General features: G+C 67.9%; 13 protein-coding genes. 8 read left to right on the forward strand and 5 right to left on the reverse strand.

Annotated features, from left to right (window positions below; genetic code table 11):
- The first annotated feature begins 23 nt into the window (after positions 1–23).
- The 4 genes from D7T59_RS07130 (at position 24) to D7T59_RS07145 (ending at position 5,320) form a co-directional block, all read left to right on the forward strand.
- A complete protein-coding gene (locus D7T59_RS07130; RefSeq protein ID WP_180851674.1) occupies positions 24–989 on the forward strand; it encodes an NAD-dependent epimerase/dehydratase family protein in 966 nt (321 codons plus the stop codon).
- A gap of 89 nt (positions 990–1,078) precedes the next feature.
- A complete protein-coding gene (locus D7T59_RS07135) occupies positions 1,079–1,801 on the forward strand; it encodes a glycosyltransferase family 2 protein (RefSeq protein WP_049443806.1) in 723 nt (240 codons plus the stop codon).
- Complete coding sequence (locus tag D7T59_RS07140) at positions 1,801–2,148, forward strand: lipid-A-disaccharide synthase N-terminal domain-containing protein (RefSeq protein ID WP_049415940.1); 348 nt, start codon at positions 1,801–1,803, stop codon at positions 2,146–2,148. Before D7T59_RS07135 ends, D7T59_RS07140 begins: the two co-directional genes overlap by 1 nt.
- Positions 2,149–3,547: 1,399 nt before the next feature.
- Positions 3,548–5,320, forward strand: a complete 1,773-nt coding sequence (locus D7T59_RS07145) for a DUF885 family protein (RefSeq protein WP_180851672.1) — start codon at positions 3,548–3,550, stop codon at positions 5,318–5,320.
- 100 nt (positions 5,321–5,420) lie between these two features.
- Here D7T59_RS07145 and D7T59_RS07150 read toward each other — a convergent pair whose 3' ends face one another.
- From D7T59_RS07150 to D7T59_RS07170, 5 genes are all read right to left on the reverse strand, one after another.
- A complete protein-coding gene (locus tag D7T59_RS07150; RefSeq protein WP_180851670.1) occupies positions 5,421–8,630 on the reverse strand; it encodes an efflux RND transporter permease subunit in 3,210 nt (1,069 codons plus the stop codon).
- Positions 8,631–8,640: 10 nt separating this feature from the next.
- Entirely contained in the window at positions 8,641–9,846 is a 1,206-nt protein-coding gene (locus D7T59_RS07155; RefSeq protein WP_180851668.1) for an efflux RND transporter periplasmic adaptor subunit, read from the reverse strand.
- On the reverse strand, positions 9,843–11,096 hold the full coding sequence (locus D7T59_RS07160) for a TolC family protein (protein ID WP_180851666.1): 1,254 nt from the start codon (positions 11,094–11,096) through the stop codon (positions 9,843–9,845). Before D7T59_RS07160 ends, D7T59_RS07155 begins: the two co-directional genes overlap by 4 nt.
- 56 nt (positions 11,097–11,152) lie before the next feature.
- The gene (locus tag D7T59_RS07165; protein WP_164136922.1) at positions 11,153–11,485 is read right to left on the reverse strand and encodes a hypothetical protein; all 333 of its coding nucleotides are present in this window, start codon (positions 11,483–11,485) and stop codon (positions 11,153–11,155) included.
- Between the two features lie 161 nt (positions 11,486–11,646).
- On the reverse strand, positions 11,647–12,045 hold the full coding sequence (locus D7T59_RS07170) for a RidA family protein (RefSeq protein WP_164136921.1): 399 nt from the start codon (positions 12,043–12,045) through the stop codon (positions 11,647–11,649).
- A gap of 108 nt (positions 12,046–12,153) precedes the next feature.
- On the opposite strand from D7T59_RS07170, the gene D7T59_RS07175 reads away from it, so the two are divergent.
- The 4 genes from D7T59_RS07175 (at position 12,154) to rpmG (ending at position 14,352) form a co-directional block, all read left to right on the forward strand.
- Positions 12,154–13,047, forward strand: a complete 894-nt coding sequence (locus tag D7T59_RS07175) for a LysR family transcriptional regulator (protein WP_180851664.1) — start codon at positions 12,154–12,156, stop codon at positions 13,045–13,047.
- Positions 13,048–13,102: 55 nt separating this feature from the next.
- Positions 13,103–13,612: a DNA polymerase III subunit epsilon gene (gene dnaQ, locus D7T59_RS07180; protein ID WP_180851662.1), complete on the forward strand. Its 510-nt coding sequence runs from the start codon at positions 13,103–13,105 to the stop codon at positions 13,610–13,612.
- 325 nt (positions 13,613–13,937) lie between these two features.
- Positions 13,938–14,174, forward strand: coding sequence for a 50S ribosomal protein L28 (gene rpmB / locus D7T59_RS07185; protein ID WP_005411638.1), 237 nt, complete (start codon positions 13,938–13,940; stop codon positions 14,172–14,174).
- Positions 14,175–14,184: 10 nt separating this feature from the next.
- Positions 14,185–14,352 (forward strand): 50S ribosomal protein L33, encoded by a 168-nt coding sequence (gene rpmG / locus D7T59_RS07190; protein ID WP_169411268.1) that lies wholly within the window; start codon positions 14,185–14,187, stop codon positions 14,350–14,352.
- Positions 14,353–14,494: the final 142 nt, after the last annotated feature.

Consider the following 14,494-nt stretch of genomic DNA (forward strand, 5'->3'; position numbering starts at 1 on the left):
ATTTCTGCTTCCGGGCCCCTGCCATGACCATCCTGCTTACCGGCGCTGCCGGTTTCATCGGTGCCTACACCGCCCGCGCCCTGCTGGAGCAGGGTCAGGCCGTGGTCGGCCTGGACAACTTCAACGATTACTACGACCCGCAGATCAAGCGCGACCGCGTGGCCGCGCTGTGCCCGGCGCTGGACCTGCGCACGCTGGACCTGACCGACCGCGATGGCCTGGCGGCGTTGTTCGACGAGGTGCAGCCGACGGCGGTGATCCACCTGGCTGCACAGGCCGGCGTGCGCTATTCGCTGGAAAACCCGCAGGCCTACGTCGACAGCAATCTGGTCGGCTTCGTCAACATGCTCGAGCTGTGCCGTCACCGTGGCGTGCAGCACCTGGTCTATGCCTCCAGCAGCTCGGTGTATGGCGACTCGGCCACGCCGCCGTTCTCCGAGGACCAGCGCGTGGACCAGCCGCGCTCGCTGTACGCGGCCACCAAGGCCGCCAACGAGCTGATGGCCTACACCTACGCGCAGCTGTATGGCCTGCATGCCACCGGCCTGCGCTTCTTCACCGTGTATGGGCCGTGGGGCCGGCCGGACATGGCGCCGCTGCTGTTCTCGCGTGCGGTGCTGGCCGGGCGGCCGATCGACGTGTTCAACGAAGGCCGCATGCAGCGCGATTTCACACATGTCTCCGACATCGTGGCCGGTATCCTCGGCGCGCTCGCGCACCCGGGCGATGGTCCGGTGCCGCACCGGGTGTTCAACCTCGGCAACCATACGCCGGTCGAGCTGGAGCGCTTCATCAGCGTGATCGAGCAGGCCGCCGGCCGCCCCGCGCAGAAGGTCTACAAGCCCATGCAGCCCGGCGACATGGTGCGCACGATGGCCGATACCCGGCGCGCATATGACGCATTCGGCTTCGACGCGGTAACTCCGATCGAAGAAGGGTTGCCCCCCGTCGTGCAGTGGTGCCGCGAGTATTTTGGTGATCGCGCCTGAGGACGGACCCTCACATGGCCGGGTTCATCTTCGGATAACCTCGGTTTCGGAGAATGCGCGGTCTTTGTCCCCCCTTGGCCGAGTGCCTTATGAGCCAACCCGAGCTTTCCGTTGTCGTCCCGGTGTTCAACGAGCGCGACAATGTCGCCCCGCTGGTCGCCGAAATCACCGCTGCACTGCGCGGCCGGCTGCCGTTCGAGATCGTCTACATCGACGACCACTCGCGCGATGACACCCTGGCCGTGCTGCAGGGCCTGAAGGCGACCACGCCGGAACTGCGGGTGCTGCACCATGTGAACCAGAGCGGGCAGAGCACCGCCGTGCGCACCGGCGTCAAGCACGCAAGGGCGCCCTGGATCGCCACCCTCGATGGTGACGGCCAGAACGATCCGGCCGATATTCCCAAGCTGCTGGCCGCGCGCGATGCCGCCGAGGCGCAGGTGAAGCTGTTCGCCGGCTGGCGCGTCAACCGCCAGGACAGCGGCAGCAAGCGCTGGGCCAGCCGCTGGGCCAACGCCATCCGCGCGCGCATGCTGCGCGACGACACCCCCGACACCGGCTGCGGCATCAAGCTGTTCGAGCGCAGTGCGTTCCTCGATCTGCCGTACTTCGACCACATGCACCGCTACCTGCCGGCGCTGATGCAGCGTGCTGGCTGGAAGACCACCAGCGTGCCGGTCAACCACCGCCACCGCACCGCCGGCGTTTCCAAGTACAACAACCTGGGCCGTGCGCTGGTCGGCATTCGTGACCTGCGCGGCGTGGCATGGCTGATCACCCGCAGCAAGCGCACCGCGGTGGAGGAGCGTTGATGGATCTGGAGCTGCACTGGCTGGACCAGCCGCTGACCTGGCTGTACTGGACCGGCCTGCATGTGACCGGCTGGAAGTTGATCGGCTATACCGGCGCGCTGATGTTCGGCGGCCGCTGGCTGGTCCAGTTCATCGCCTCCAAGCGTGCGGGCAAGCCGGTCATCCCGCGCCTGTTCTGGTACATGAGCGTGATCGGCAGCCTGATGACGCTGAGCTATTTCCTGTTCTCGGCCAAGCAGGACTCGGTGGGCGTGCTGCAGAACCTGTTCCCGGCGTTCACCGCGTTGTACAGCCTGCACCTGGACATCAAGCACCGCGGCTGGAAGCGGGACAGGGCCAGCCACTGAGGGCTGCGCCGGGACGCGGTCTGCTGTGGGTAGAGTCGACTGTCAGTCGACTTTCGCGCGCAGCGCGGGCTTTGCCACGTCTGGCGGAAGAGCAAGCCGACTAACAGTCGGCTCTACCCAGTCGGCTCTACCACGCGCCTTCGGCGCTGGGGCCCCGGCCTGTGGCCGGTTCCCGGTCCTGCCTGCTGTGGGTAGAGTCGACTGTCAGTCGACTTTCGCGCGCAGCGCGGGCTTTGCCACGTCTGGCGGAAGAGCAAGCCGACTAACAGTCGGCTCTACCCAGTCGGCTCTACCACGCGCCTTCGGCGCTGGGGCCCCGGCCTGTGGCCGGTTCCCGGTCCTGCCTGCTGTGGGTAGAGTCGACTGTCAGTCGACTTTCGCGCGCAGCGCGGGCTTTGCCACGTCTGGCGGAAGAGCAAGCCGACTAACAGTCGGCTCTACCCAGTCGGCTCTACCACGCGCCTTCGGCGCTGGGGCCCCGGCCTGTGGCCGGTTCCCGGTCCTGCCTGCTGTGGGTAGAGTCGACTGTCAGTCGACTTTCGCGCGCAGCGCGGGCTTTGCCACGTCTGGCGGAAGAGCAAGCCGACTAACAGTCGGCTCTACCCAGTCGGCTCTACCACGCGCCTTCGGCGCTGGGGCCCCGGCCTGTGGCCGGTTCCCGGTCCTGCCTGCTGTGGGTAGAGTCGACTGTCAGTCGACTTTCGCGCGCAGCGCGGGCTTTGCCACGTCTGGCGGAAGAGCAAGCCGACTAACAGTCGGCTCTACCCAGTCGGCTCTACCACGCGCCTTCGGCGCTGGGGCCCCGGCCTGCGGCCGGTTCCCGGTCCTGCCTGCTGTGGGTAGAGTCGACTGTCAGTCGACTTTCGCGCGGAGCGCGGGCTCTACCATAGCTGGCCGGAGAGCAGCCGACTGACAGTCGGCTCTACCCAGTCGGCTCTACCACGCGCCTTCGGCGCTGGGGCCCCGGCCTGCGGCCGGTTCCCGGTCCTGCCTGCTGTGGGTAGAGTCGACTGTCAGTCGACTTTCGCGCGGAGCGCGGGCTCTACCATAGCTGGCCGGAGAGCAGCCGACTGACAGTCGGCTCTACCCAGTCGGCTCTACCACGCGCCTTCGGCGCTGGGGCCCCGGCCTGCGGCCGGTTCCCGGTCCTGCCTGCTGTGGGTAGAGTCGACTGTCAGTCGACTTTCGCGCGGAGCGCGGGCTCTACCATAGCTGGCCGGAGAGCAGCCGACTGACAGTCGGCTCTACCCAGTCGGCTCTACCACGCGCCTTCGGCGCTGGGGCCCCGGCCTGCGGCCGGTTCCCGGTCCTGCCTGCTGCGCAGGCAGGACCTTCGTCCCATGCCACGGGCGGTGGGCGGTGCCATGATCGGGGTCTGCCTTCCCGGGAACCTGTGCTCGTGAAAACCCGTCTTGCCGTTGCCCTGCTGATCGCCGTGTCCGCCCCTGCCGTGGCCCTTGCCGCGCCGCCCGCCGCCGCCGCGCCGGCCAGCGTCGCCACCGAATCGCCCGCCGATGCCGCCTTCCGCGCGCTGTACGAGAAGGAATGGAAGTGGCGCCAGCAAGGCGGTGGCGAGGCCAGCGAGGACGAAGACGCCCCGGCCAACGCCACCCGCATGCCCGACGTCGGCCCGGCAGCGCAGCAGGCGCGCCTGAAGGTCTGGGACGAGACCCTGGCCGCACTGAAGAAGATCGACCCGAAGACGCTCTCGCCCGACAACCAGGTCAACTACGCGATCTACCACGACCAGGTGTTCAACCTGGCCGAAGAAGTGCGCCTGCGTGGCTACGAGATGCCGTTCAACGCCGACTCCTCGTTCTGGTCCAACCTGTCCTTCATGGCCCGGCGCGAGATGAAGACCGTGCAGGACTACCAGAACTACATCGCGCGCCTGAACGATGTGCCGCGCTACTTCGGCCAGCAGACCGGGAACATGCGTGCCGGCCTGAAGCGTGGCTTCAGCGTGCCGCGTGCGGTGCTTGATGGCCGCGAGGTGTCCATCGCCACTGTCGCCGAGCTGATGGATCCCACCGAGTCGCCGCTGTACGCGCCGTTCAAGAAGCTGCCCAACAGCATTCCGGCCGCCGAACAGACCAGGCTGCAGGCGCAGGCGCGTGAAGCGATCAGCGGCAAGGTGGTGCCGGCGTTCCAGCAGCTGCGCACCTTCTTCGTGAACGAGTACGTGCCGCAGGCGCGTACCACCCTGGCCGCCGAAGCGATGCCGGACGGCAAGGCGTACTACAAGCAGCAGATCCACGAATACACCACGCTGGACCTGTCGCCGGACGAGATCCACCGCATCGGCCTGGAGGAAGTCGCACGCATCCAGGGCGAGATGAACGACATCATCAAGCAGGTGAAGTTCAAGGGCAGCTTCGCCGAGTTCCTGACCTTCCTGCGCACCGATCCGCAGTTCTATGCCAAGACGCCGGAAGAGCTGCTGTCGCGTGCTGCGTGGATCTCCAAGCGCGCCGATGGCCAGCTGGGCAAGTACATGACGCTGCCGCGTGCGCGCTTCACCATCGTGCCGGTGCCGCCGGACATCGCGCCGTTCTGGACCGCCGGCCGTGGTGGCATGGGCACCTACTGGCTCAACACCTACAACCTGCCGTCGCGCCCGCTGTACAACCTGCCGGCACTGACGCTGCATGAATCCGACCCGGGCCACGCGTTGCAGGGCGCCATTGCCGCCGAGCAGAAGAACCTGCCCGAGTTCCGCCGCAACGCCTACATCTCCGCCTACGGCGAAGGCTGGGCGCTGTACTGCGAGAAGCTGGGCGTGGAGATGGGCATCTACGAAACCCCGTACGAGGATTTCGGCCGCCTGACCTACGAAATGTGGCGTGCGGCGCGCCTGGTGATCGACACCGGCGTGCACAGCAAGGGCTGGACCCGCGAGCAGGCGCTGGCCTACCTGCGCGACCATACCGCGCTGAGCGAGCATGAAGTGACAACCGAAGTGGACCGCTACATCTCCTGGCCGGGCCAGGCGCTGAGCTACAAGCTGGGCGAGATCGCCATCGTGCGCCTGCGTGCGCAGGCTGAGAAGGAACTGGGCGACAAGTTCGACATCAAGGGCTTCCACGACACCCTGCTGAAGCAGGGCTCGGTGCCGCTGCCGGTGCTGGAACAGCAGATCCAGGCGTACATCGCCGAACGCAAGAAGGCCTGACCGCTGTGTGATCGGGTCAGAGCCCCGCCGGTGGCGGGGATCCGACCCGGGTGTGGGGTCGGATCCCTTTCCCTCGGAAAGGGCTCCGACCCCTTTCACCTCACCCCACCGCCCGCGGCTTGGCCACCCGTGCCGCGAAGGTCGGCAGCACCAGCAGGGTCAGCACGGTGGCGGTGATCAGGCCACCGATCACCACCGTCGCCAGCGGCTTCTGCACTTCCGCACCGGAACCGCTGGCAATCGCCATTGGAATGAAGCCGACGATCGCCACCAGCGCCGTGGTCAGCACCGCACGGATACGGCTCGATGCGCCGTTGATCGCCGCCTGCAGCGGCAGGTCGCCGGCATCCAGGCGCTCGCGGATCGCCTGCATCAGCACCAGACCGTTCAAGGTGGCCACGCCGGAGACGGCGATGAAACCGACCGCCGCCGACACCGAGAACGGCATGCCACGCAGCAGCAGCGCGAGGATGCCGCCAACCAGCGCCAACGGCACGCAGCTGAACACCAGAATGGCTTCCTTGCCGCTGCGCAGTGCCATGAACAGCAGGCTGCCGATCAACAGGAACACCACCGGTACCACCGTCGCCAGCCGCTTCTCCGCGCGCTGCAGGTTCTCGAACTGGCCACCCCAGGTCAGGTACGCACCCGGCGGCAGTGCCACGTCGGCCACCGCTGCCTGCGCTTCGCCGACGAAGCCGCCCAGGTCGCGCCCACGCACGTTGGCCTGCACCACCACGCGGCGGCTGCCGTTGTTGCGGCTGATCTGGTTCGGCCCTTCGCTGACCGTGATGCGCGCGACCGACGACAGCGGAATCACCAGCCCCGACGGCGTAGCGATCGGCAACGAGGCCAGCTGGTCCGGATCGTTGCGCGAGGCATCGTCCAGGCGTACCACCACGTTGAAGCGTCGATCACCTTCGAAGATCTTGCCCGCCGCAGTACCGCCGATGCCGGTGGACAGCGCATCACTCACATCCGCGGCGGTCAGCCCGTACTGCGCCGCCGCCACGTGGTCGATCGCCACGTTCAGCGTGGGCAGGCCGGAGATCTGCTCCACGCGCACGTCGGCCGCGCCATCCACCGCACGCAGCTTCAGCGCCACCTGGTCGGCCACCTTCTGCAGCTGGCTGAAGTCATCGCCGAAGATCATCACCGCCAGGTCGGTACGCACGCCGGAGATCAACTCGTTGAAGCGCAGCTCGATCGGCTGGCTGAACTCGAAGCTGTTGCCCAGCTGCTGCCCGGCCAGCTTTTCGAAACGCGCCACCAGTTCGTCCTTGGCCAGCTTCGGGTCGGGCCAGTCCTTGCGCGGCTTCAGCACGATCACGCTGTCGGAGATGTTGGTCGGCATCGGGTCGATCGCCGCCTCGGCAGTACCGGTACGCGAGAACACGGTCTCCACTTCCGGCTGCTTGGCAATCGCCTTTTCCAGTGCCAGCTGCATCGCCAGTGACTGCTCCAGCGAGGTCGAGGGCACGCGCAATGCCTGCATCGCCACGTTGCCTTCGTCCAGCGTCGGCATGAACTCGCGGCCCAGCAGCGAGAACGAGCCGATGCCCACCACCACCATCATCACCGCACCGGCCAGCACCGTGCGCGGATGCGCCACGGCCCTGCGCACCACCGGTTCGATGCGCGCACGCAGCACGCGGATCAGCTTCGTCTCGTGCTCGCCATTGTCGGCATGTGCATCGCCGTCCTTCACCTTGGGCTCGCGCACCAGCAGCGCGGCCATCGCCGGCACGAAGGTGAAGGAGAAGATGAAGGCACCGACCAGGGCCAGCATGAAGGTGGCCGCCATCGGGTGGAAGGTCTTGCCCTCCACGCCTTCCAGGGTGAGGATCGGCGCGAACACCAGCAGGATGATCAGCTGGCCGAAGGCGGCAGGGCGCGCCATCTTCATGGCCGAATCGGCGGCCACGCGCAGGCGTTCCATCGCGGTCAGCGCACGGCCCAGTTCGGCGCGGCGCTGGCCCAGCATCAGCAGCGTCGACTCGACCACGATCACCGCACCGTCCACCAGGATGCCGAAGTCCAGCGCACCCAGGCTCATCAGGTTGCCGCTGATGCCGAAGCGGTTCATGCCGATTACTGCGAACAGGAACGACAGCGGAATCACCAGCGCGGTGATGGTGGCCGCACGCAGGTTGCCCAGCAGCAGGAACAGCACCACCACCACCAGCAGCGCGCCCTCGGTGAGGTTCTTGGCCACGGTCTTGATGGTGGAATTGACCAGCACGCTGCGGTCCAGCACCGGTGCCGCCACGATGTCGGCCGGCAGCGACTTGTTCACCTGTTCAAGGCGCGCCGCGGCAGCCTGCGCCACGGTGCGGCTGTTGCCACCGGCAATCATCAGCGCGGTGCCGAGCACGGCTTCGTGACCGTTGCGGCTGGCCGCACCCAGGCGCGGCGCACGGCTCAGTTCCACCGTGGCCACATCGGCCACGCGCACCACCACGCCATTGCGGGTGGCCACCGGCGCCTGCGCCAGATCGTCGGTAGTCAGCGCCAGGCCATCGGCACGCACCACCAGGCCCTCGCCGGCACGCTGCACGAAACCAGCGCCGGCCTGCACGTTGGAACGCTGCAGGGCGGTGACCAGATCGGCCAGGCCGAGGCCATGCGCGGCCAGTCGCGCGCTGTCCGGATGCACGCCGTATTCCTTGACGTAGCCGCCGACCGTATCGACGCCGGCCAGCCCCGGGCTGGAGCGCATCTGCGGCGCGATGATCCAGTCCTGCACGGTGCGCAGGTAGGTCGCACGTTCTTCCGGCGTGCGCAGCAGGTTGCCTTCCGGCGTGCGGTAGACCTCGCCGGCCTGCCAGCCGGCTTCACCGGGCTTGGCCAGCCTGGCCGGATCGAACGTGGTGAAGTCCACCGTCCACATCAGCACCTCGCCGAGGCCGGTGGTGACCGGCGACAGCATCGGCGATGCGCCATCAGGCAGGTCATCGGCCGCTTCGCGCATTCGCTCGGCCACCTGCTGGCGCGCGAAGTAGATGTCGGTGGCGTCGGTGAAGATCGCGGTGACCTGCGAGAAGCCATTGCGCGACAGCGAACGGGTGGTGGTCAGGCCGGGAATGCCGGCCAGCGCGGTTTCCAGCGGGTAGGTCACCTGCCGCTCGATCTGCTCCGGGGTCAGTGCCGGTGCCACCGTGTTGATCTGCACCTGGCGGTTGGTGATGTCCGGTACCGCGTCGATCGGCAGCTTGCCCAGCTGGAACAGGCCCACGGCGGCGATCAACGCGGCCATGAACACCACCAGCCAGCGGTGGCGCACCGCTGTTTCAATGATCAGCTTGAACATGGTCGCCTCCTCAGTGGCCGTGCTCGGCTTCGCCCTTGGCCAGTTCGGCCTTGAGCAGGAAGGCGTTGGCACCAACGATGCGCTCGTTGCCGGTCAGGCCCCCGAGGATCTCGATGCGGTCGCCGGCGCGACGCCCGGCCAGCACCGGCTGTGCCTTGAAGCCGCCTTCGACGGCGACGAACACCGCGCTGCCGCCATCGACGTTCTGCACTGCATCGGCGGGCACGCTGAGCGAACCGTCCTGGCCTTCGGTGACCACCACCGCCGACACCGGCGAACCGGCCGGCGGCAGCGAAGCGTCCACCGGCGTGGCACGGATCACCGCCACGCCGCCCTGCTGGCGCACGTCAGCCGCCGAGCCGGTGACGGTGGCGGTGAAGCTGCCGCCCGGTACGCTCACTTCCAGCTTCATGCCCGGGGTGACCTGTGCGGCCAGCGCCGGCGGTGCGGTGAACACCAGCTCGTTCATCGCCGGATCGGCGACGTCGGCCACCGCGCTGCCAGCGGCGACCACGCCGCCCGGGGTGACCTGCACGTTGCCGACAATGCCGGCCACCGGGCTGGTGATGCGCACACGGCCACTGGCATCGGGCGCACCGTTGGCGGCCGCCTGCGCTTGAGCGGCCGCGGCCTGCGCCTGTGCGGCCAGCGAGCGGGCGCGCGAGGCCTCCAGTTCCTGGCGGGCGACCACGCCCTGGTCGACCAGCGCCTTGTCGCGGCCATAGGCCAGGCGCGCGGCCTCGGCCTCGGCGGATGCGGCCAGCGCATTGGCACGGAACACCGCCGCCTCGCCGCTGACCACGATGGCCAGTGCCTGGTTCTGCTTCACAGCGGTGCCCGGTGCGACCAGCACGCGCTCGACGCGGCCGGTCACGGTGGAGGCCACTGAAGCGCGCGCGCCCACCGACGGTTCGACCCGGCCGGCAAGGCGGGTTGAGCCGCCACCGCCACGACCGACGGCAACCACTTCGATACCGGAGGCCTTGATCTGCTCCGGGGTCAGCTGCACCACGCCTTCATCGGCGTCAGCCGGCGCCTTCGCGGTTTCTGCCTTGGCTTCCTTGCTGTCGGCGGCATGACCATGGCCATCGTCGGTGCCGGCCTTGGCCGCAGCGGGGTCTTCATTGGCAGGCGTCTGCGCGTTGCCGGCGCAGCCGGCCAGGAACACGGTCAGCAGGAGGCCGCCGATCAGGGGGAAGGAACGGGACAGGGTCATGGGGCCTCCACAAAGGGTGCGCGCCCTTCCAGGCGGGCAAGATCGATTTCCGCGCCGACGCGCGACAGGCGCGCATCCACGGCGGTGCCGCGGGCGGCGATGAGGGCGCTGCGCGTGCTGCGCAGTTCCAGCTGCGAGATGCGTCCGGCGTCGAAGCCGACGCGTGCGAGGCGATACGCCTCTTCGGCGGCGACCACGCTTTCATCGGCGGCACGGGTGCGGCTGCCGGCGGCCTTCAACCCGGCCACGGCGGACAGGCGCTCGGCCTCGCTGTCGCGGCGCTGCTGGTCCAGGCGCGCTTCGGCCGCACGCTGGTCGGCATTGGCGGCGCGGATGCCGCCACGGTTGCGGTCGAACAGCGGGATGCTGAGGCTGACCCCGAGGTTGTAGGCACGCTCGCCGCCTTCGCGGAAGCGGGTCTGCGCGGCGGTGACGCTGAGGTCGGGCAGGGCGCGCTTTCGCTCCACCTCCACCAGCTTGCCCGCCGCATCGGCTTCGGCTTCGGCGATGCGCACCGCCAATGCGGTATCGGTGGCACCACGCGGCAATGGCGGGGCGCGGTCGAGCAGGCTGTTGTCGATCGACTGCACCGGCGCGTCCAGCAGTGCCGTGCCGGCCAGGCGTGCCAGCGCGGCATCGCGGAAGGCCTGTGCCTCATCCAGCGCGGCGCTGGCATTGGCCACTTCGCTCTGCGCCTGCACCGCGCGCAGCTGCGGTTCGCGGCCCTGCTTGACCATCGCGTTGACGGCGTTGGCGTCATCGCGGGTCAGTGACAGTGCTTCTTCGGCCAGGGTGTAGCGGCGCAGTGCACTTTCCGCCTGTGCATAGACCACCGCCAGCTGGCTGGCCACGTCGCTGCGGCTTTGGGCGCCACGCAGGTTGGCGGCCTGGGCCTCGGCACGGGCGGCGCGGACGCGCGCGCCACGCTGGCCCCAGACCTCCAGCGGCTGGGACAGGGTGAGCACGGTGTCGGCCTTGCCCATGCCGCGGTAGGTGCCGGAGCCCCAGGCATTCTCGGCCGAGTAGGAAAGGGAGGGATTGGGCAGCGCACGGGCCTGGTCGGCGCGCGCATCGGCGGCCTCGGCCAGTGCCGTGCCCACGCGCGTGCCGGGCAGCTGGTCCAGGCGTTCAAGCAGGGTGTCGTAGGAGGGGGCGGCTTGCGCCATCACCGATGCCGCCGGGGCCAGGCCCAGCAACACGGCGACGATCAGCCCGGCCGCACGCGGCGACCGAGGTGTCAGGATCGACATAGGGGGATTCCGGTTGTGAGTGAAACGGGAGCCCGCAATCGCGGGACGCGCTCAACTCACGCCCGGGGTGGACGCGTCAATTCATCCTGGGCGACCGCATAGGTCGCCGCATCGCCCGCACTCATCCAGCGCGCCGGCAGTGGCGCCCCGAAGGCGGCGATCGTGTGCGCCGGCAGGCTCAGGTTGGAGTGGTGGCAGTGGTTGTGGCCACAGGCACCGGCATGCTTGCCGTCGGTATCGCCATCGGCATCCGGTGCGGACTCCACGTGCACCGTGCTGGCATGCGGTTCCACCGTGCACGCCAGTGCATCGGCCACCGGCACGACCACGAATGCCGCCATCAGCAGCATCAGCAGGGTCGAACGGAGGTGGCGGGTGATCCAGCGCATGGAGGGGAGGCTAGCAAGCGGTTTTCGCCGGATACAATATCAATGGCCGCTTCGGGAATACGTCGGAATCTCCCGTTCAGGTGGGCCGGACGTGGGGTCGGATCCCGTTCCTCTGGAACGGGCCCTGACCCCGGCACATTGCTGCCGGCCAGCGGCCGGCACTACCGGTCTGCAGGCAGCTTCGCGATCACCTTGATCTCGAACTGGAACCCATACAGCCAGGTCACGCCGATGCCGGTCAGGGTCGGGTGGGGTGCCTCGCCCCAGTACTCCGGCACGATCGCCCAGGCCTTCTCGAAGTTCTTCTCCGGATCGACCAGGAACACGGTTACGTCGATGACGTCATCGAACGTGCAGCCTGCGGCGGCCAACACCGTATTGAGATTCTCGAAGGCGCGGCGCACCTGCGCCTCGAAGTCCGGCTCCGGCGAACCGTCCTCGCGGCTGCCGACCTGGCCGGAAACGAACAGGAAGCCGTCGGACCGGATCGCCGGCGAGTAGCGGTTGCGCTCGTAGAGGGCCTGGCGCCCGGCGGGGAAAACGACATCACGCTGTGACATGGGGAAGATTCCGTGGGAGAGAACGCCATCCTCCCCGCCAGCGCTGTCTGGATAAACCGCGATGATCGGCCTAGATTGATTGCCAATCCCAAACAATCATGGTCGGCCATGGACCGTTTCGAGGCGATGCGTGCGTTTGCGCGGGTGGTGGAAACCGGCAGCTTCACCCGCGCCGCGCACACCTTGCAGGTCAGCCGCACCACGGTCACCCAGCTGGTGCAGCAGCTGGAGGCGCACCTGCGGCTGCGCCTGCTCAACCGCACCACGCGCCGGGTCAGCGTCACCGCCGATGGCGCGGCCTACTACCCGCGCATTGCCCGCCTGCTGGCCGAGCTGGAAGAGGTGGAAGGCGGGCTGGGCGACGCGGCCACCCAGCCGCGTGGCCGCCTGCGCGTGGATGTGCCCGGGCCCTACGCGCGGCTGCGGCTGGTGCCGGCGCTGCCGGATTTCCAGGCGCGCTACCCGGAGATCCAGCTGGATATCGGCGTGAGTGACCGCGAGGTCGATGTCATCGCTGACAACGTGGATTGCGTGATCCGTGGCGGCACGCCGGCCGACCCGGCACTGGTGGCGCGGCCGTTGGCTGCGCTGTCGATCGGCTTCCACGCCAGCCCGGGCTATGTGCAGCGCTTTGGCCTGCCGGCCGACCCGCGCGCGCTGGACGGGCCCGACCACCACATGGTCGGTTTCCTCAGCCCGCGCAGCGGCCGTGCCCGAGTGTTCAGTGCGCAGCGAGGCGATGAGCGCGTCGAGGTACAGGGCCGCTACACGGTCGGCTTCGACGACGGCAACGCCTATCTGGCGGCTGCGTTGGCGGGGCTCGGCGTGGTGGCGCTGCCCAGCTACATGGCCGAACCGCACGTGGCGCGTGGTGAGCTGCTGCCGCTGCTGCAGGACTGGCAGCTGCCGCCAATGCCGATGCATGTGATGTTCCCGCCGAACCGGCACATGAGCCAGCGGCTGCGGGTGTTCATTGATTGGGTGGTGGAAGCGTTGGGGTGAGTGCATCGGTGGCGTGCGAAAATCCCGATGCACGTACCGGAGAACGCACACCCTGATGAGCCGCATCGTCGCACTGGATACCGAAACCACCGGCATCTCCCATCGCCTGGGGCACCGGGTGATCGAGATCGGTGCCGTCGAACTGATCGATGGCCAGCTCAGCGGCCGCCAGTTCCACACCTACCTGCAGCCGCAGCGCAGGGTCGACTGGGGCGCACAGCGCGTGCATGGCATCAGCGATGCGATGCTGGTGGGCAAGCCACTGTTCTCCAGCAAGGCCGCCGAACTGCTGGACTTCCTGCGTGGCAGCGAGATGGTCGCGCACAACGCCACCTTCGATGTGGGCTTTCTCGACAACGAGCTGCGCCTGGCCGGCATTCCCGCCACGCTGGCCCAGCATTGCCGCATCACCTGCAGCCTGAAGCTGGCGCGCGGGCGCTGGCCGGGCCAGGGCAACAAGCTGGACGATGTGCTGCAGCGCCTGCGCATTCCCGGTACGCGTGGCCTGCATGGCGCGTTGAAGGACGCCCATCTGCTGGCCCAGGTCATCCCGCACCTGCGTTGAGCCGGCCTGGCCGTTGTTGTAGAGCCGAGCCCACGCTCGGCTCAGGCGTTCCGGGACACAGCAGCCGAGCGAGGGCTCGGCTCTACAAGGGCTCCCCCCCATCGCGTTCAGCCCCAGCCTGTGGGTAACTTGCGCAAGTGCTTGAACCCGTGCATAATGCGCGGCTCGCTGTGTCCGGTTTTCTACCGGGCGGCGCCCCCGGGAGCACGTCCCCGGCCGCCCAACGCCAGCGTAACCCTTTGATTCTCTTGACGTGTGGTGGGCAACCATCGAGGCCGCCGTCTCCCGGGCTACGGGCTGACAACTACTACTATCGAGGTGCGCAATGTCCCGCGTATGCCAGGTTTCCGGCAAGCGAGTGCAGACGGGTAACAACGTCTCGCACGCCAACAACAAGACCCGTCGTCGTTTCCTGCCGAATCTGCACGAGCGCCGTTTCTGGGTGGCCAGCGAGAACCGCTGGGTCAAGCTTCGTGTTTCCGCGCATGCACTGCGCACCATCGACAAGAACGGCATCGATTCCGTTCTGGCTGAGCTGCGTGCGCGCGGCGAAAAGGTCTGAGGAGTAAAGCATCATGGCAGGCAAGCGCGATAAGGTCCGTATGATTTCCTCGGCCGGTACCGGCCACTTCTACACGACCGACAAGAACAAGAAGAACACCCCGGGGAAGATGGAATTCCTGAAGTACGATCCGGTCGTGCGCAAGCACGTCCTGTACAAGGAAGGCAAGATCAAGTAATCCGCAAGGATTGCTGGTCCCCGCGAAGAAACCCGCCCTTGTGGCGGGTTTTTTCATGCCCGGTATCCATGCCCGGCGTTCCCATGGTGGGTGACGACCGTTGGTCGGCACGCTGTCCGCCCGGTAGATGTCGACCATGGTC

Origin of the sequence: Stenotrophomonas maltophilia, from assembly GCF_013464915.1 — a bacterium.
GTDB classification, from domain to species: domain Bacteria; phylum Pseudomonadota; class Gammaproteobacteria; order Xanthomonadales; family Xanthomonadaceae; genus Stenotrophomonas; species Stenotrophomonas maltophilia_AT.

Coding starts and splice junctions, on each gene's coding strand:
- D7T59_RS07130 (WP_180851674.1), top strand. CDS start 24: ATGACCATCCTGCTTACCGGCGCTGCCGGTTTCATCGGTGCCTACACC.
- D7T59_RS07135 (WP_049443806.1), top strand. CDS start 1,079: ATGAGCCAACCCGAGCTTTCCGTTGTCGTCCCGGTGTTCAACGAGCGC.
- D7T59_RS07140 (WP_049415940.1), top strand. CDS start 1,801: ATGGATCTGGAGCTGCACTGGCTGGACCAGCCGCTGACCTGGCTGTAC.
- D7T59_RS07150 (WP_180851670.1), bottom strand. CDS start 8,630: ATGTTCAAGCTGATCATTGAAACAGCGGTGCGCCACCGCTGGCTGGTG.
- D7T59_RS07155 (WP_180851668.1), bottom strand. CDS start 9,846: ATGACCCTGTCCCGTTCCTTCCCCCTGATCGGCGGCCTCCTGCTGACC.
- D7T59_RS07160 (WP_180851666.1), bottom strand. CDS start 11,096: ATGTCGATCCTGACACCTCGGTCGCCGCGTGCGGCCGGGCTGATCGTC.
- D7T59_RS07165 (WP_164136922.1), bottom strand. CDS start 11,485: ATGCGCTGGATCACCCGCCACCTCCGTTCGACCCTGCTGATGCTGCTG.
- D7T59_RS07170 (WP_164136921.1), bottom strand. CDS start 12,045: ATGTCACAGCGTGATGTCGTTTTCCCCGCCGGGCGCCAGGCCCTCTAC.
- D7T59_RS07175 (WP_180851664.1), top strand. CDS start 12,154: ATGGACCGTTTCGAGGCGATGCGTGCGTTTGCGCGGGTGGTGGAAACC.
- dnaQ (WP_180851662.1), top strand. CDS start 13,103: ATGAGCCGCATCGTCGCACTGGATACCGAAACCACCGGCATCTCCCAT.
- rpmB (WP_005411638.1), top strand. CDS start 13,938: ATGTCCCGCGTATGCCAGGTTTCCGGCAAGCGAGTGCAGACGGGTAAC.